The 16,777-nt window shown below is 69.3% G+C and carries 17 protein-coding genes; 8 read left to right on the top strand and 9 right to left on the bottom strand.

Annotation, left to right across the window (positions count from 1 at the left end; translation table 11 throughout):
• Positions 1 to 52: 52 nt before the first annotated feature.
• The gene (locus CY652_RS17190; RefSeq protein WP_258002346.1) at positions 53 to 1,246 is read right to left on the bottom strand and encodes a sigma-54 interaction domain-containing protein; all 1,194 of its coding nucleotides are present in this window, start codon (positions 1,244 to 1,246) and stop codon (positions 53 to 55) included.
• Positions 1,247 to 1,427: 181 nt separating this feature from the next.
• Between CY652_RS17190 and CY652_RS17185 the strand changes: the two genes are divergently transcribed.
• From CY652_RS17185 to CY652_RS17175, 3 genes are all read left to right on the top strand, one after another.
• Complete coding sequence (locus tag CY652_RS17185) at positions 1,428 to 2,327, top strand: LysR family transcriptional regulator (protein ID WP_102131914.1); 900 nt, start codon at positions 1,428 to 1,430, stop codon at positions 2,325 to 2,327.
• Positions 2,328 to 2,544: 217 nt separating this feature from the next.
• Positions 2,545 to 3,159, top strand: a complete 615-nt coding sequence (locus CY652_RS17180) for a hypothetical protein (RefSeq protein ID WP_102131913.1) — start codon at positions 2,545 to 2,547, stop codon at positions 3,157 to 3,159.
• A complete protein-coding gene (locus CY652_RS17175; RefSeq protein ID WP_102131912.1) occupies positions 3,156 to 3,593 on the top strand; it encodes a PPC domain-containing DNA-binding protein in 438 nt (145 codons plus the stop codon). Before CY652_RS17180 ends, CY652_RS17175 begins: the two co-directional genes overlap by 4 nt.
• Before the next feature lie 176 nt (positions 3,594 to 3,769).
• Here CY652_RS17175 and CY652_RS17170 read toward each other — a convergent pair whose 3' ends face one another.
• From CY652_RS17170 to CY652_RS17150, 5 genes are all read right to left on the bottom strand, one after another.
• Positions 3,770 to 4,864 carry a DUF3300 domain-containing protein gene (locus tag CY652_RS17170; protein WP_146010129.1) on the bottom strand — a complete coding sequence of 365 codons (1,095 nt, stop codon included), beginning with the start codon at positions 4,862 to 4,864 and terminating at the stop codon, positions 3,770 to 3,772.
• Positions 4,865 to 5,167: 303 nt separating this feature from the next.
• Positions 5,168 to 5,380, bottom strand: coding sequence for an EamA family transporter (locus tag CY652_RS17165; RefSeq protein ID WP_102131911.1), 213 nt, complete (start codon positions 5,378 to 5,380; stop codon positions 5,168 to 5,170).
• A 3-nt stretch (positions 5,381 to 5,383) separates the two neighbouring features.
• Positions 5,384 to 6,091, bottom strand: a complete 708-nt coding sequence (locus CY652_RS17160; RefSeq protein WP_180970647.1) for a DMT family transporter — start codon at positions 6,089 to 6,091, stop codon at positions 5,384 to 5,386.
• A complete protein-coding gene (locus CY652_RS17155; RefSeq protein ID WP_102131909.1) occupies positions 6,088 to 7,110 on the bottom strand; it encodes an alpha/beta hydrolase in 1,023 nt (340 codons plus the stop codon). Before CY652_RS17155 ends, CY652_RS17160 begins: the two co-directional genes overlap by 4 nt.
• A 262-nt stretch (positions 7,111 to 7,372) precedes the next feature.
• Positions 7,373 to 8,341, bottom strand: a complete 969-nt coding sequence (locus tag CY652_RS17150) for a LysR substrate-binding domain-containing protein (protein WP_102131908.1) — start codon at positions 8,339 to 8,341, stop codon at positions 7,373 to 7,375.
• Between the two features lie 185 nt (positions 8,342 to 8,526).
• Between CY652_RS17150 and CY652_RS17145 the strand changes: the two genes are divergently transcribed.
• Positions 8,527 to 8,787 (top strand): hypothetical protein, encoded by a 261-nt coding sequence (locus tag CY652_RS17145; protein WP_102131907.1) that lies wholly within the window; start codon positions 8,527 to 8,529, stop codon positions 8,785 to 8,787.
• A gap of 32 nt (positions 8,788 to 8,819) precedes the next feature.
• On the opposite strand, the gene lhpI is transcribed toward CY652_RS17145, so the two are convergent.
• On the bottom strand, positions 8,820 to 9,755 hold the full coding sequence (gene lhpI / locus CY652_RS17140; RefSeq protein WP_102131906.1) for a bifunctional Delta(1)-pyrroline-2-carboxylate/Delta(1)-piperideine-2-carboxylate reductase: 936 nt from the start codon (positions 9,753 to 9,755) through the stop codon (positions 8,820 to 8,822).
• Positions 9,756 to 10,104: 349 nt separating this feature from the next.
• On the opposite strand from lhpI, the gene CY652_RS17135 reads away from it, so the two are divergent.
• The 3 genes from CY652_RS17135 to lhpH all read left to right on the top strand — a co-directional run bounded on the left by CY652_RS17135 (position 10,105) and on the right by lhpH (position 13,157).
• The gene (locus CY652_RS17135) at positions 10,105 to 10,839 is read left to right on the top strand and encodes a FadR/GntR family transcriptional regulator (protein WP_102131905.1); all 735 of its coding nucleotides are present in this window, start codon (positions 10,105 to 10,107) and stop codon (positions 10,837 to 10,839) included.
• 148 nt (positions 10,840 to 10,987) lie between these two features.
• Positions 10,988 to 12,109 carry a branched-chain amino acid ABC transporter substrate-binding protein gene (locus CY652_RS17130; protein WP_102131904.1) on the top strand — a complete coding sequence of 374 codons (1,122 nt, stop codon included), beginning with the start codon at positions 10,988 to 10,990 and terminating at the stop codon, positions 12,107 to 12,109.
• Positions 12,110 to 12,149: 40 nt separating this feature from the next.
• A complete protein-coding gene (gene lhpH, locus CY652_RS17125) occupies positions 12,150 to 13,157 on the top strand; it encodes a trans-3-hydroxy-L-proline dehydratase (RefSeq protein ID WP_102131903.1) in 1,008 nt (335 codons plus the stop codon).
• 69 nt (positions 13,158 to 13,226) lie between these two features.
• On the opposite strand, the gene CY652_RS17120 is transcribed toward lhpH, so the two are convergent.
• Entirely contained in the window at positions 13,227 to 14,180 is a 954-nt protein-coding gene (locus tag CY652_RS17120; protein ID WP_102131902.1) for a hypothetical protein, read from the bottom strand.
• A 275-nt stretch (positions 14,181 to 14,455) separates the two neighbouring features.
• On the opposite strand from CY652_RS17120, the gene CY652_RS17115 reads away from it, so the two are divergent.
• Positions 14,456 to 15,697: an MFS transporter gene (locus tag CY652_RS17115; protein WP_219723751.1), complete on the top strand. Its 1,242-nt coding sequence runs from the start codon at positions 14,456 to 14,458 to the stop codon at positions 15,695 to 15,697.
• 131 nt (positions 15,698 to 15,828) lie between these two features.
• Here the strand turns inward: CY652_RS17115 and CY652_RS17110 are convergent, their stop codons facing one another.
• Positions 15,829 to 16,731 (bottom strand): DnaJ domain-containing protein, encoded by a 903-nt coding sequence (locus CY652_RS17110; RefSeq protein WP_102131900.1) that lies wholly within the window; start codon positions 16,729 to 16,731, stop codon positions 15,829 to 15,831.
• Positions 16,732 to 16,777: the final 46 nt, after the last annotated feature.

Below are 16,777 nucleotides of genomic sequence, written 5' to 3'. Positions count from 1 at the left end.
GATTTTTATCGGCAAACGGGCTGCCGCGGCGGCCTCGCGCGCGCCGTGAGAATCAGGCCACGGGGGCGTCGCGCGGCGAACCGGGCGACCAGACCTCGCAAACCGCCTCGCCCGTGCCGGGCCGGCCGGGCGACAGGGCGGAAGGACGGGGCACCGGGGACGACGCCTGTTCGCGAAGCGCCGCGCCCGCATCGCGAATGTGCGGAATGCCGAGCGACTTCAACTGCCGGTAGAGCGTGGAGCGGCAGATGCCGAGATCCTTCGCGGCGGCCGAGAAATTCCAGCGCGTTCTCGCGAGCACGTCCAGCACGCGCTCGCGCCGGGCGCTGTACACGGCGCGGGTATCGGAAGGGTCGGAGGCGCATGAGGCGCCGAAAGTGCCGAAGGTACCAGTCGCGCCGCGGCGCGGCGTCGAGACTTCGTCATGGTGCGTACGCACGCGCAGCAATTCCTGCGGCAGATCCCCGGCTTCGACGCGCGCGCCGCGCGCCACGGCGCACGCATAACGCAGCGCAGCACGGAGCTGGCGAATGTTGCCGGGCCACGGGCAGGCCAGCAGGCTGGCCCAGGCGTCGGGCGAGAGCGTCATCGCGTGCCCGGCTTCCTCGAAGGCGATCCGCTCGACGAGCGCGCCCAGGTCGCCGCGTTCGCGCAACGGCGGCAGCCGCAGCACGCCGACCGCGATCCGGTAGTAGAGATCGGCGCGAAACGCGCCGGTTTCCACGAGCGCGTCGAGATTCTGGTGCGTCGCACAGATCAGTTGGAAATCGAGGGGAACCGGCTTCGTCGCGCCGAGCGGCGTCACCTCGCGCTCGGACAGCGCGCGCAGCAGCCGCGCCTGCTGGGCCGCGGGCATGTCGCCGATTTCGTCGAGGAGCAGCGTGCCGCCGTGCGCGCCCTGCAGCTTGCCTTTCATGCCCGTCGCCAGCGCGCCGGAAAACGCGCCGCGCGCATAGCCGAACAGTTCGCTTTCGATCAGCGTCTCGGGAATCGACGCGCAATTGAGCGTGACGAGCGGCGCCTGCGGTCGCGAGCCGTACGCATGCAGCGCACGGGCGAGCAACTCCTTGCCCGTGCCGGTCTCGCCGAGTATCAGCACGGGCAGGCCGCGCTCGACGAAACGCCTGCCGCGCGCGAGTACTTCGCGCATCGTGCCGTCCATGTCTCCTTGTTCGTCCAGCCGGGAGGCAAGGTCGCTCCCGCTTTGCCAGGCGTGGACGCAGTGGGCTGCTTTTTGAGCGCTCACGAATGTCTCCGTTCTTGGATCGGCCAACCCGTCTGTCGCCGGCCGGTTTTCTCTCATCGGGCGCACCGTCGCGCAGCTTGTGGCCGGCACGATGCGTCGTTGTCAGTCCAGATTAGGTCGATCCATTAATATTTTCCAATACAATAATCACCACCCTGTAATACCTTTCAGGTATGAGTGTATGGAACTCAGGCATCTGCACTACTTCGTCGTGCTGGCCGAAACGCTGCACTTCGCCCGCGCGGCCGAGCGCCTGCACATCTCGCAGCCGCCGCTGTCGAGGCAGATCGCGCTGCTCGAGGAAGAGCTCGGCGTCGTGCTGCTCCATCGCACGCGGCGCAGCGTCCGGCTCTCGGCCGCGGGCGAGCGTTTCCTGCTCGATGCCCGGGAAATTCTCGCGTCGGTCGAGCGGGCAAGACGCAACGCGTTGACCGCGAGCCTCGGCCACAGCGGCTCGCTTTCCGTCGGCTTCATGTTCGCCACGGCGTACAGCGTGCTGCCGCCCATCACGCGCGCCTACACGTCCGAATTTCCCGGCGTGGACGTCCACCTGACCGAGTCGATTCCGCGCCTGCTGACCCAGGCCGTCCGTGAAGGCAACACGGACGTCGCGATCATGTATCCGCCGGAAGACGCCGAAGGGCTCGAAACGCGCACGGTGTTCCGCGAGCCGCTGGTGGTCGCGCTGCCCGCGGAACACGCGCTGGCGCGGCGCAGCGGCGCGATCGACGCGGCCGAACTGCGCAACGAGTCGTTCCTGATATCGCCGCGCCAGGCGGCGCCGTACATCTACGACTCGATCGTCTCGCACTGCCAGCGGTGCGGATTCACGCCGAAGATTCGCCTCGAGACCAACTATCAGCAGACGATCGTCAATCTCGTCGGCCAGGGGCTCGGCGTCGCGCTCGTGCACCGGTCGATGAAAACGGCCCGCCCGCTGCGCGTGAAGTTCCGGCCGCTCGTCGAGCCGCCGTTCGTCGAGGTGAACGTCACCTGGAACCGCCTCAACCGCAACCCCTGCATCCAGACCTTCGTCGAGCTCGCGCAGCGTAGCGCGGCCGAACTCGCGCCCGGCGCGTGACCGCGCGCGACGCCGCTTGAAACCTCCCGGCATGCGACACCTGTCGCATCGGCACGCGACAGGTGTTGCATATCGCGCGTGCCGGCACACGCCGGACCGATTCACCGAATGGCCGGATCGCCCGCTCAGCGCGGCGATCGCCCGAACCGGGCCGGCATCGGCACCGATCTTGCATGACGGGTCTCGCCCTACCCGGGCTTTCAGCGGAGAACCCACCATGCTTCGAACGACATCCCGACCGGAGGCAACCGCGGCACGAGCGCGGCGGCGTCCGGCGTCGACCGCGAGGTCAACCGCGGGGTCTACCGATCCCGCGCGCCCGTTCGCCCATCCGGGCCGCGCCGCCGCGCCGCGCATTCTCGATGCCGTCACGCCGGGCCGCACGCGCGAGCTGCGCATCGCGCTGCCGCCTGGCGCGAACGTCGGCGCCGCGCTGCACGCGCTGCTCGACGGCTGGCCGCCGTACGCGGGCTGCGGCCGGCTCGTCGGCGGCGCCTTCAGCCAGGTCCAATATCACGTGATGGTGCATGCCGCGCAGGGCGTGAAGCCCTACGTGTACGGACCGCCGATCGTCTGCGCCGGCGAGAGCACGCTGATCGGCGCGGCCATCAACGTCGGCCACCGCGCCGACGGCTCGCGCATCCTGCACGCTCACGGCGGCTTCGTCGACGAGCACGGCCTCCAGCACGGCGGCCACCTCGCGCTCGAACAGACCATCGCCGCCGGCGACGGCGTGCGCGTGCATCTATGCCTGTTCGACGGCGTCGATCTCGTCGTCTCGCCCGATGCCGAAACCACCTTCGACCTGCTGCAACCCGCGAGGAACGCATGAACGGCCCGCTCTCTTCTCGCGCCACGGTCGAAACGGGACGCTACGGGCGTCTCGTCGTCGCGCGCATCAAACCGAACGAGGATCTGGTCGCCTCGCTCGAAGCGCTGTGTGCCGCGCACGCCATCCGGCGCGCGGTGGTGAGGGGCGCCGTCGGCAGCCTGATCGACGCGCAGCTCGCGCGCGGACACGGCGCCGGCGAACAGGACTTCGCCGTCGCCGGTCCCGGCGTCGAAATCCTGACCGTGTCCGGCGAGGTAACGTGTGCCGAAAGCGGCGCGCCGCGCGCCGCGATCAGCGGCATCGTCGCGGACCCGGCCGGGCAGATGCACGCGGGCCGCTTCTGCCGCTACGGCAACCTCTCGTTCATCACGATCGAAGTATCGCTGCAGGAGTGGATCATCGAGCAGACGCTCGAGCGGAGCATCGCCGTCTGAGGGGAGAGTCGTTCCGCGAGTCGTTTCCGTCGATTCGTTTTTCGCGAGCACGACACGCGGTGCGCTCCGCACCCGACGACGCGTAAACGGATTCGCCCGCCGTGCCGGCATGGGCATCGGCGGGCGATACGCGAGGCGACGCTCGCGTCGGCAGCCGGACATTTCGCGGCGCGGCCTTAACGTCGGCGTTCGCCTCGCCCGCCGCCACCGCCACCGCCACGCCCGCCGCCAAAGTGCCCGAAATGTCCGCCGCCGAACCCGCGGAAGCCCAACGCGTGCCGCGCGCCCGCATAGTGCGCATGCGAGAATCCGCCCTCACGGTGCATCGGACGACCCATCGCCCGCTCGCCGAAGGCTCCATGGTGGTAGACGCCCGGGTCGCGATGATGGCTCCCCCAGTTCATGCCCCACGAATGCCAGCCCCATCCGTAGTGGCCGACGAACGCGCCGATCGCGATACCGACGCCGAACGAGATGACGCCGGTCGTAACGACCGCGCCCACGCCGTAAGGCTCGTAGACATACCCCGGATACAGGACCATCGGCACGCCGTACACGACGGCCGGGTTGTAGATCGGCACGTAGACGACGGCCGGCTCCACCGGTTCGATCAGGATCGTCTCGGGCGGCGGCGGAACGATGACCGTCGGGCTGACCGGCACCGCGACGGCCGGTCTGCGCACGACCCGCAACTGCGGAGAAGTCTTCAGGTTGCCGCACTCGTACGCGCGCGTGCGCATGACCTGGATGGCGTTCATCACGTCGGTGGAGTCGTTGGCGTAGGCCCCGCCCAATGCCGTCGTCCACTGGGCGTTGGTCGCCATCTGCTTGAGCACTGCCGGGAACACGGTGAGCGACTTCACGCTCTCGTCCCAGGGCTGCGGGTCCACCGCCGCGCGCAACGCGGCATCTTTCAGGCCGGCGTTCTGGCCCATCCACGCGTTCGCGGCCGCGATCTGGTCCGGGTGAGTCGAGCCGGCCAGCACCTCGGCAACGAGGTTGTCGGGATAAAGGGCGATGGGCGCGACGAGCTGGTAGAGCTGATCCATCGTCATGGGCCGGTAGGCCGCGCTGACGGCCGACGCCACGACGGATTCCGACGCGACCGTGCTCGCCGGCACGGCCGCGCTGGACGCGGCGGACGACGCGGCGGCGGCGCTGCCTGTTCCGTTGTTGGCCTTGTTGCAGCCGGCTAAACCGAGCGTGCCGGCCATGAGGGAAATCGTCAGCAGCGAGCTCAGTCGTCTTTTGTGGGGGATGACGTTATTCATTTTTTGCAACGAATTTGAAGGACGGAACGGAGCGAAAACCGCCCGAAACCGAAGGCTGTGCCACTCTAACGTGCGGTAAGCCGATTCGGTCCGGCTCAAATGTGAGATGTGTAAGGATTTGTTGCCGTCAGGCGCCGAAAGGCCGTCCCACCAAGGGTTTCGGGAGATCGGCCGGGTCTCGTCCGAAGCCTGGGAAGCGAGGGGCGCGCGAGGGCACCACCCCATTTACGGAAGAAGATTCGAAGGCGCCGCGACGGCGGAAACGCCGGACGTTGCATCCGGAGCCCGGCCATGACCCGCTGCTCAGGCGCGCCGGGCACTGACGGCAACGACGAGCCCGATCGTCAGGATCGCGAGACCCATGATCTGGACTGCTGATGGAAGATCGCCGGTCACCGGAATGCCCAGCAAAATCGCCACGCCCGGCGACAGCGCGGGGAACAGCGCCGCCCGGCTGGGGCCGAGATCCTGCACGGCCCGCGAGAACGCAAACAACGCGACGACGCCCGACAGCACGCCCTAGGCGACGATCTGCACGACGAGCACGGTCGGCGGCGCGACGCTGAAAATGCGAAGCCCGTTGCCGGCGAGATAGAGCGGCGTATAGACCGCGGCCGACAACACCGAGACGACGGCGGTCGCGGCAAGCGGCGCGATCCCCCATCGGCGCTGCAGCACCGAGAAGAGCGCCCACATCGAGCCGGCGAGCGCGAATAGCAGATCGCCGATCCACGCGGTCGAACTGCCGCGCAGCAAACCGGGGCCGGCCGTGACCGCCAGCCCCGCCACCACGACGCCGAGGCCGATCAGTCGCCTCGCGCCCGGCCGCTCGCCGACCATCACGGCGGCGAGCAGGATGCTGACGAGCGTGAGCATGCCGAGCTGGATCACGGCCGCGTGAGCCAACGGCGCGTAGCGATAGCCGCTGGCGCTCACGACGATGAAGAGCGGGCCGGCCAGCAAGGCGAGGCACATTCCCTTGCCCCAGCCCACGCCGGCGAGCCGGTGCGGCGAGTGCCCCAGCAGCCAGGGCAGCAGAATCAGGCCAGCAGTCAGATAGCGCAGGAACGCCAGATCAGTCGCGTGCAGACCCGCGCCGATGCCGTAGCGGGAGACGACGAGAAACCCGCCCCAGATCAGCGTGGCCAGCAATCCGAAGGCCAGCCCCTGGCGTCCCTGGCGACGCGCGCCGTCGCGAACGCCTGCGTCGGGGCGAACGACCGTCACGGCATGTCCCCGGCGCCTGCCATGTGCGCGCGAATGAACGCGCCGCTTTCGCCGAGCGCGCGACGGGCGGCGGGCACGACGGTCGGGAACAACTGCCACTGGTGGACCATGCCGGGCCACACCTGCAGCTCGACGGCAACGCCGTCCTCGGCGGCGGCCCGCGCCGTGCGCACGCTGTCGTCGAGCAGGATTTCGCGCTGGCCGACCTGCAGCAGCAGCGGCGGCAATCCGTGCAGATCGGCGAACAGCGGCGACGCGGCCGCGCTGCGCGGGTCGCCGCCGTGCATGTAGACGCGGGTCACGCCGAGCAGGCCGGCGCGGGTCAGCACGGGATCGATGGCGGCGTTCGTCTGCGTGGAGGCGCCCGACGCGGTGAGATCCATGATCGGACTCATCGCGACCATCGACGAGGGCAGCGGCCGATGCGCGTCGCGCAACCGCAACGCCAGCTCGAACACCAGGTTGCCGCCGGCCGACTCGCCGGCGATCGCGATCTTCGAGGCGGGATAGCCCTGCTTGAGCAGCCATTCGTAGCTCGTGACGGCGTCGTCGATCTGGGCCGGATAGACCGCTTCGGGCATGAGCCGGTAGTCGATCAGCAGCACGTCGGCCTGCGCGTCCTTCGCGAGCGTGCCGGCCAGCATCCGATGGCTGTCGCTCGAGCCGCTGTAGAAACCGCCGCCGTGCAGATACAGGATCACGCCTCGCTTGTGGGCGCCGGGCGAATCGACCGGGTCCGGCGAGACCCACTTGCCGGGCACGCCGTCCGCATCGACCTCGCGGATCGCGACGCCGGCCGGCACGACCGGGAATGCCTTCATGAGCTTTTCGAAGGCCGCGCGGCGATCGAGAAAATCGTGCGTGCCGACGAGCGACTGCTGACGCATCGCGACGATGGTCGCGATGCCGTCGCTGGCGGCCGTCGGGGCGCTTTGCGCACGCGCGTCGGCGGCCGTGAACGCAGCCGCAGCGCAGAGGCCGACCGCAAGGCCGAGCACGGAAACGATCTTGTATTTCATATTCAGTATTCCTGTATATTTTCTTTAGAATGCGGATGGCGAACGTCGTGTCGTGCGTTGACGAGGTCCGTGCCGAATACCTGTCGCGAACGGGAATGCGAGGCATGCCGAACCCAGGACCGCTGCGCAGGCAACGGCAGCCGTCCGTTACGCCGGGCGGTCTGCCTTTGGCGGGATCGGCGGTCGACAACCCAGGGAGGGAGTGTGGCGGCGAAACGCGCATCCGGCCAATTCGATCTGGCCGGATGCGCGATAAGTTTCGCTAATCGGCCGCGCCGTCGCCGGCCGGTGCGAGGCCGTTCGTCTGCGCGCGGCGGGCCTCTTCGACGGCCAGCTCGATGAAGTCGAGGACGAGCGGATTGCGCTCGTCCTCGCGAAAAAAGACCTGAACGACCAGCGGATCGAAGCCGTCGACGGGACAGTACACGAGCGAGGCCGGCACCGAGGCGAAGACGTAGGCCGCGCCGAGCAGCGAACCGAGCCCCTGGTCGACGAGGGCGATGCCGACCTGCGACTGCGTCGTCTCGTAGACGAGGTTGGGCTTGACGCCCGCACCGGCGAAGCGCGACAGCACCGAATCGTAGAGCGGCTCGTTGACGGACCGCGCCGGCACGATGAGCCGCTCCCCTTCCAGCTCGTCGATCCGCAGGCGCGCGCGCTGCGCGAACCGGTGATCGCGGCGCATCAGCAGACACCATCCCGAATCGAGCAGGCGCCCGGAGCCGATGCGCCCCCGGCGTCCGGGCTGCTCGACGGGCACGCCGAAGCCGACGTCGATCTCGTCCGCCGCGAGCGCCGTCAGTTGCCGCTTCGCGTTCATCTCATGCCGGACGATGTTGACGTCGGGGTACAGCGCCTGCAGACGGATCAGCGCGGGCGGAACGAACGGCAGGTTCGTGTATTCGACGAGCCCGATCGAGAGCGTATAGGCCCGCCTCTCTCCCGCATCGCGCGCGGCCCTGAGCGCCAGGTTCAGTTGCGCGAACACCGGGTCGATCCCGTCGCGCAGCGCCGCCCCGGCCGGCGTCAACGTGACGCCGCGCGATTCGCGCACGAAGAGCGGCGTGCCGACGAGTTCTTCCAGCCTGGCGATCTGCTGGCTAAGCGCCGGCTGGGTGACGTGGACGGCCTCCGCGGCCCGGCCGAAGTGCAGTTCGCGCGCAAGCGCCGAGAAATAGCGCAACTGCCGCAATTCCAGCGCTTTCAGGGGAGGCGAAGGGGGCGGGTTCATGAGTCGGATTATCGCCTGACGCCGTGCGCATCCGGAAGGCGCGCGGACACGATCGCACGACGGTCCATCGACGCCTGCCGGCGTCCGCCGATGCCCTGTGCGCCGGATTTCGCGCGATTTTCCGGCCGTTTTCCGGCCCTGGAGCGCCCAGCAACGCATCCAGGATTGCGGCTAAACTGTCCGGCATGGACAAGTGCCGTTACTGCGAAAGAATCCGCGACGAATGGGATTGTCACGGGGAAGAATGCCGCAGGGCCATCGCCAAAGCCCTGCGCCGGCAACGCGCGGGATTGCCGATGGTGCCGGACCTCATCCGCAACGAGATTCCGGCCGGCGCCAGCACGCGCGAGGTCATCGCCGTGCTGGCGCGCCAGCGGCTGCGCGCCCGCCGCGGCAACGAGGAGCGGCGGGAGCGTAAGGAAGCCGAAAACGCCGACGAGGACTGATCGACCGGGCCGAAACCCAGGGTCTCGCGCGGTCAGCCGGCGGCCGCCTGCCGCACGGCCGCCGGCCTCGCCACGCGGCAGGCGGCCAGGTCCCAGGCCGCGCAGCCGACGCTCTTGAAGAAGACGGGGCCGGCCGGCTGGGCCTTCCCGAGAATGACGTCGGCAAGCGATGCCACGTCGCGCCAATCCGTCTGCGCGAGAATCAGATCGCCCGCTTCGTGTTTGGCCCCGAGCGGATCGTCGACGACGGCATAGCTGCCGCGCACGGTCGCCGCCGCCACCTCGGCCGCGTCGGGCGTGAAGGCTCCCACGCCGACGACGAGACGCCCAGCGCGAGCCGCCCCGGTATAGACGGGCGTCTTGCTCATGGTGGCGGTGATCACGACGTCGACCGTCTCGGGCACGACGTCGCCTTCGAGCGGCGTCGCCGTCGGCGCGATCGACGCGTAACGCGCGCAGAAATCCGCCGCGCGCTGCGCGGAGCGCCCCTGAATCAGCACCCTGACGCCCGGATGAAGCTGCGCGAGCGCCTGCGCGTGATTGGCGGCCTGCGTGCCCGTGCCGACGATCAGCACCTCGCGCGGCGCGCCGTGCAGCAGGTCGATGCCGAGCATCGTCACGGCGGCCGTGCGGCGGCCCGTCACCGTCGGGCCGTCGAGCACGAACAGCGGCACGCCCGTCACCGAGTCGCAGGCGAGGACCTGGCCGTGGATGGTCGGAATCCCGCGCGCCGCGTTCGAGCGGCAGACGTTCACGAGCTTGTGGATCGCGAGGTCGGCGGCGACCGCCGGCATCGACAGCATCAGGCCGTCGCCCGCGAGCGGCGTCACGAGCCGCTCGGGGCTCGTGACCACGCCGCGCCCGTACTCGACGACGGTCTCGCGCAACGCGCCGACCAGCGCGTCGTAGCCGAGCAGGGCCGCGGTGGCGGCGGCATCGAAAACGGGAAAGCCGGATTGCGAGGTCATGAGGGCACCCTGGAAAGCGGAAAAAGGAACGGAAAACGGCCGGCCCGACGTGGCCTATGTTGTCCCGGCCGTCGGTTCCGTCGCGTTGTCGGAACCCCGAATGTATCTCGCCAATGGTACTACTGCAACCCAGATCGGCAGATCGATAAGTCAAATTGGTTCACATATAATCCCAGAGCAATGCACGCGTCCTGGGGATGAGGACGGCCCGCCCGCCCCGGTTTTCCGCCATCTCTAACGCCCGGGCAAGTCGAATACGTCGTCCGGACCATTCCCGCGTCATGCGGATGCCGCTCGATCTGGGTTATATTTCAACCAATCGTTGGCAGCCGGGTTGGGAGGCGAAAACATGGCGTCCGCGCATCTGGAGCTGGAAAGCGGCTTTCGGCCGCTGCAGATTTACGAGCAGGTCGCGGAAAAAATTCGTGACGAAATCCGCTCGGGCCGTTTCGCGCCCGACGCGCGCCTGCCCTCGGAGCGCGAACTCGCGTCGCTGTTCGGCGTGGGCCGGCCGGCGGTGCGCGAGGCGATCGGCTCGCTGCAAAACGAAGGGCTCGTCTTCACGCGGCGCAATTCCGGCACCTACATCGCGTCGAACGCCCCGGACATCCTCGCGGCCGCTGCCTCGGACGGCGCGGCGCCCGACGCGGACTTCAGCCCGACCGGCACGCTCAACGTTCGCCTCATCCTCGAGCCGGCCATCGTCCGGCTCGCGGCGGCGCGCGCGAAGCGCGACCGCCAGGCCGAGCACTATCTCGCGCAGATGGAGACGATCTCGGACATCTCCGACCTCCACCAGCGCGCGCTCTGGAACGAGAGCGACCGGCTCTTCCACCGCCAGTTGGCCGTGATGACGGGCGACGCGCTCATCATCAAGATCGCCGACGAAGTCGCCAGCACGATGGACCAGCCGCTCTGGAAACGGCTCAAGGACGACGCCATCTACGACGCGGCGCGCATCCGGCTCTACGTTTCGGAGCATCGGCTCATCTACGAGGCCATCGTCGAGGGCAACGCCGACGCCGCCGCGTTCTACGTCGAGCAGCATCTGCGCCGGGTTCGCCGCGATATCGCGCCGCACTGAATGCCGCGCCAGCCGGCCATCGGCCCCATCGAAATCGAATGGTTTTTTTTGAACCAGGTAAGACCCTGGATTTTTGAAATCAGCTTGCGGCGCAACCAATTGGGACGCTAGAGTGGTTTCCTTATCAACCCAATTCGAGGAGTCACGCATGCGCAAATTCGCCCTTGCCCTGACCATGCTGTCGGCCGGCAGTTTCGCTGCCGCCGCCCATGCCCAGGCGGTCGTCACCATCGGCCACTCGGCCCCGCTCACCGGGCCGCAGGCGGCCAACGGCAAGGACAACGAAAACGGCGCGCAGCTCGCCATCGACGAGCTGAACAAGACGGGCGTGACGGTCGCGGGCCAGAAGGTCACGTTCAAGCTGGACTCCGAAGACGACCAGGCCGACCCGAAGGTCGGCGTGCAGGTCGCGCAGAAGCTCTCGGACAGCGGCGTCATCGCCGTGGTCGGCCCGTACAACTCGGGCGTGGCGATTCCGGCCTCGCGCGTCTACAACGCCGCCAACGTGCCGATGCTGCCCGTGGCGTCGAACCCGGACCTGACGAAGCAGGGCTTCAAGAACATCTTCCGCATCGGTGCAAGCGACGAGCAGCTCGGCGGCACGATGGGCGCGTTCGCGGCGAAGACGCTGAAGGCCAAAACGGCCGCCGTCGTCGACGACCGCACCGCCTACGGGCAGGGCGTCGCCGAGCAGTTCATCAAGGTCGCGCAGGCGAACGGCATCCAGATCGTCGACCGCGAGTACACGAACTCCCAGGCCACCGATTTCCTCGGCATCCTCACGACCATCAAGTCGAAGAACCCCGACGTGATCTTCCTCGGCGGCTATGCGGCGCAGGGCGGCCCGATGGCGCGGCAGATGGTCCAGCGCGGCCTGCGCGCGAAACTGCTCGGCGGCGACGGCATCTGCTCGGCCGACATGGGCAAGGTCGCCGGCGACGCGGCTTCGATCGTCTACTGCGCACAGGGCGGCGTCGCGCTCGAACGCACGCCGCAGGGCCGCGAGTTCCTGCGCAAGTACAAGGCCGCCTATCACATCGACACGCAGGTGTACGCGGTCAACTACTACGACGGCGTGAAGATGCTGGCCGACGCGATGGTCAAGGCCGGCACCACGACGGACCGCACGAAGCTCATCGCCCAGCTCGCGAAGGAGCACTACAAGGGCGTGGCCGGCACCTACTCGTTCGACGCGAACGGCGACCTCCAGGGCGCGCCGACCACCGTCTACGTGATCCGCAACGGCCTGCCCGTGCCGTACTCGAACTGATATCTTCCCGCAACCGTCCGGTCCGGACCGCCTCGCCGCCATGAAACTCTCACGCTCGATCTCCACCGTCGAAGTCCACACGGGCGGCGAAGCCTTCCGGATCGTCACGAGCGGCCTGCCGCGCATTCCCGGCGACACCATCGTCAAGCGGCGCGCCTGGCTCAGGGAGAACGCGGACGACATCCGCCGGGCGCTGATGTTCGAGCCGCGCGGCCACGCCGACATGTACGGCGGCTACCTCACGGAGCCCGTCAGCCCCGGCGCGGACTTCGGCATCATCTTCCTGCACAACGAGGGCTACAGCGACCACTGCGGGCACGGCGTGATCGCGCTCTCGACGGCGGCGGTCGAGCTCGGCTGGGTCGAGCGCGTGTCGCCCGAAACGCGCGTGGGCATCGACGCGCCGTGCGGCTTCATCGAGGCCTTCGTGAAGTGGGACGGCGAGCACGCGGGCGACGTCCGCTTCGTCAACGTGCCGTCGTTCATCTGGAAGCGCGACGTCACCGTCGAGACGCCGTCGTTCGGCGCCGTGACGGGCGACATCGCGTTCGGCGGCGCCTTCTATTTCTATACCGACGGCGAGCCGCACGGCCTGCCCGTGCGCGAATCGTCGGTGGAAGCGCTGATCCGTTTCGGCGCCGAGGTGAAGACGGCGGCCAATCGCGCCTTTCCGGTCGTGCATCCGGAGATTCCGGAGATCAACCACATCTACGGCACCATCATCGCCAACGCGCCGCGCCGCCCGGGCTCGACGCAGGCGAACTGCTGCGTCTTCGCGGACCGCGAGGTCGACCGCTCGCCGACCGGCTCCGGCACCGGCGGACGCGTCGCGCAGCTTTACCTGCGCGGGCAGCTCGCGCGGGGCGAGACGATCGTCAACGAGTCGATCATCGGCACCGTGTTCAAGGGGCGCGTGCTCGAGGAAACGACCGTCGGCGAGTTCAGGGCCGTGATCCCCGAGGTCGAGGGCAACGCGTTCATCTGCGGCTTCGCGAACTGGATCATCGACGAGCGCGATCCGCTCGCCTACGGGTTCCTCGTCAGGTAGCGCGGCCGGGCCGCCGGTGGCGAATCGGGCGAGCGCTCGCCCGCCCTCCGCGAGGCCGGCGCGCTCCGCTCAGTCCGTCCCGGCCGGCAACGCAAACGACCGCACGTAGCTCGTGCCGCCCTGCCGCGCGCGATCGACCACGTAAAGCCGCCGGCGCGTCCGGTCGATCGCCACGCCCCGCGCGTCCTGGAAGTCGTCGGCCAGCACGGTCGCGGTGCCGTCCGGCGCGATCCGGCAGAACCCATGGGCGTTGCATTTCGTATAGAGCGCGCCGTCGCCGTCGACGGCCAGCAGGTCCGGCCCGTCCACGCGCGCGTAGCCCGGCCCCGCCGTCGCCGGCTGCGGGGCCGCGAGCAGCGCGTCGAGACTCGCGCGGACGATCGTGCCGCTCGACTGATCGGATACGTAGACCGTGCCGTCCCGCACCGCGAGGCCGACCGGTTTCGCCATTCCGTCGATCAGGACCCGCTCGGTCGCGGCATGTGTCGCGGGATCGTAGGTCACGAGACTGACCCCGCCGCGTTCGGGCTGATTGCCGATCTTGACGAACCAGCTCGACAGCACGCGGCCCGGCCCGATCACGGCGAGCCCGAGCCGGCGGCGGACGGGATCGGTGCCCGTCAGGACGACGGGACGGCCGACTGCCGGAACGTCGACGAGGGCTCCCGAGCGGCCGAACCCGAAGCGCTCGACGAGCAGATCGTCCGGGCCCGCGAACGCGAGCTGGCTCAGGCCGCCCGGCTCGCCGGCCACGGCGGGAATCGCGGCATAGCGCGCGTAGGCCGCGCCGTGGGCGGACCAGAGAACGGCGCTGCCGCGGTCGTCCGTCACGAAGACCGCCCCGTCCCGGGCGCGCACCGCGATGCCGTTGGGCCGCGCATCGACGGCGACGCGCGGCGGCACGACGTCCTGCGCCCGGCCCGGCGACACGCATCCGGCCAGCGCCGTCAGGCAGAGCGCGACGGTCAGCGAGGCGGCGACGGCGGCGCCCCGGCCACGGCGGCATATTTTCGGCATCGGCATACCGGCTCCTTCGCAAATACGGACGGGTGCGGGGCGCGGACGTTGGCGATCGCCCGCCGAAATAGACAGACGGACATATTGAACGGCAATCCGGCGGCCCGCCGGCCCGGCGACGTTTCCCCCAGACCGCGTAAGGACAATGTTGCATCGCACGATACCGGCCCTGTATAGTGCGCGCAGATCGCTCGCCCCAGGGCGCGCGACGTAAGCGTTAACGTCAACCAACGCATGGGTCCGAAGCCGGCGAGCGGCTTCGCCAACCATGCGACACGTCCATGACCGACAACGCTCCCCGCGCCGCACAATCCTCCCCCGTTTCCGTTCCCCCGTCCGTCGCATCCGCCAGCCCGGTCCATACCGGCGCGGTGATGTTCGGCCTCGCGCTCGGCACCTTCGGCATCGGCACCGGCGAATTCTCGATCATGGGCCTTTTGCCCAACGTCGCCCACGGGCTCAGGATCTCCGTCCCGCAGGCGGGCGACCTGATCGGCGCCTACGCGCTCGGCGTCGTGGTCGGCGCGCCGCTCTTCGCGATTCTCGTCTCGCGCCTCTCGCGCCGCGGGCAATTGCTGTTGCTCCTGAGCTGGTTCGCGCTCGGCAACCTGGCCAGCATGCTCGCGCCGAACTACGCGACGCTGCTGCTGTTTCGCTTCCTGAGCGGCTTTCCGCACGGCGCCTATTTCGGGGCGGCGGCGCTCCTCGCGGCCTCGCTCGCCCAGCCGCACCAGCGCGGCGAGGCAGTCGGCCGGGTCATTCTGGGCCTGACCATCGCGTCGCTGTTCGGCAATCCGCTCGCGACCTGGCTCGGCCAGGAGATGAACTGGCGCTATGCGTTCGGCAGCGTGGCGGCCATCGCCGTCGCGACGCTCGTCTGGCTCCATATCTTCCTGCCGCGCCGCGACGACCATTCGGCCAGCAGCCCGATGCGCGAGCTCGGCGCGCTCGGCAACGCGCGCGTGTGGCTCACGCTCGGCATCGGCGCGATCGGGTTCGGCGGCATGTTCGCCGTCATCAGCTACGTCGCGCCCGTGCTCACCACGCTGGCGCAGATGCCGCCGGCCTGGCTGCCGTTCGCGCTGGCGGCCTTCGGCGGCGGCATGATCGCCGGCAACCTCGCGGGCGGCTGGGCGGCCGACCGCGCGCTGATGCCGTCGATCGGCGCGATCCTCGTCTGGGACATCCTCGTGCTGCTCGTCTTCCCGTTCTCGCTGAACCACGTGCTGACGGCCTTCGTGGGCACGTTCCTGATCGGCAGCAACATGGCGCTCGTCGCGCCGCTGCAACTGCGGCTGATGGACGTGGCCGCCGACGCCCAGACGCTGGCCGCCTCGCTGAACCACTCGGCGTTCAACCTCGCGAACGCGCTGGGTGCCTTCCTCGGCGGCTGGGTGATTTCGAGCCGCCACGGCCTGCAGGACACGGCCTACTTCGGGGCGCTGCTGCCGCTCGGCGGTCTGCTGCTGTTCGCGTATGCGTATCTGCACGAGAGGCGCGTGCACGCCCGCCGCGCTGCCTAGCCCTGAGCAAGGTCCGGGACGAGCGAGTCCGGCGACGGGCCGACGAACGGGCAGGAAAGGTTCCACTCAGACCGGCGGCGCTACCGCCGCCCCTTGCGCCCGGCCGGTAGAGCCCCGGACCGGACCGGCGCTCAGGCGCCCGACGGCAACGAAAAAACGACCCGCAGATAGAGGCAGCCGCGCTGCCCCGACGCGTCGCCGAGCGCCGCTCCGGGCAGGCTCAGCCATTTGCCGGGCGGACAGTTCGGCGGAATGTCGACCGAAAGACGCCGGCCGAGCACTTCGACCTCGCACGGGCCGCCGAGCGCGGCGGTCTGGCAGTCGACGTGCAGGTCCCCCATCAGGCTGAAGCCGAAGCGAAACCAGCCCGGCGGACAGGCGATGCTGACGCTGAAGATGGCGTCGCCCCGCGGGCCGCCGCTCCAGCCGAGGACGCCCTCGCCCTTCACCACGAGCGTCTGGCCATCCCAGGTTCCCGCCGGCACCGGCACGGCGACGCGGCGGCAATAGCAGCGCGTCCCGGTCTGCCGGCAGGCTCCGCAGGCCCGGCGTTGCGCGACCGCGCCCGCGCCGTCGCAGGCGCGGCAGGCCTCGCCGCCGCGGCGCGTGCCGCGGCCGCCGCAACGCTCGCAAACCCCGAAGGTCACGCGGGCGCTCGCGCCCTTGCAGACGCCGCACGGTTCGGTGACGAAGAAGCTGGCCATGACCTCGCCGCCGGCGAGCGCGATCTCGAGCGGCACGCCGAGCACGCGCCGCAGGTTCGCGCCCGGCACATCCGTCGGGCGGACCTCGGGCGGCGCGGCCGGCCGGCGCGCGACGCCGTCGTCCACGACCTGTTCGTCGACGCCGTCGTCCCGCGCGGCCGACAGCGCGTCGAAGGCCTTGCGGATCTTCCTGAATTCATGCCCTGCGGCGACCTCGTTGCCGGGATTGCGGTCGGGGTGCCACTTCATCGCGAGGCGCCGGTACGCCTTGACGATTTCGCCTCGCGTCGCGTTCCGGGCAATGCCGAGTGTCGAGTAGTAGTTCCACATTTCAATGGATGCCTAATACCTGCATTGAGCTGCCATTCTGGCCTGG

This window comes from Burkholderia sp. WAC0059 (assembly GCF_002870125.1).
Classification (GTDB): Bacteria; Pseudomonadota; Gammaproteobacteria; order Burkholderiales; family Burkholderiaceae; genus Paraburkholderia.
This window is presented reverse-complemented; position numbering and strand designations above follow the sequence as displayed.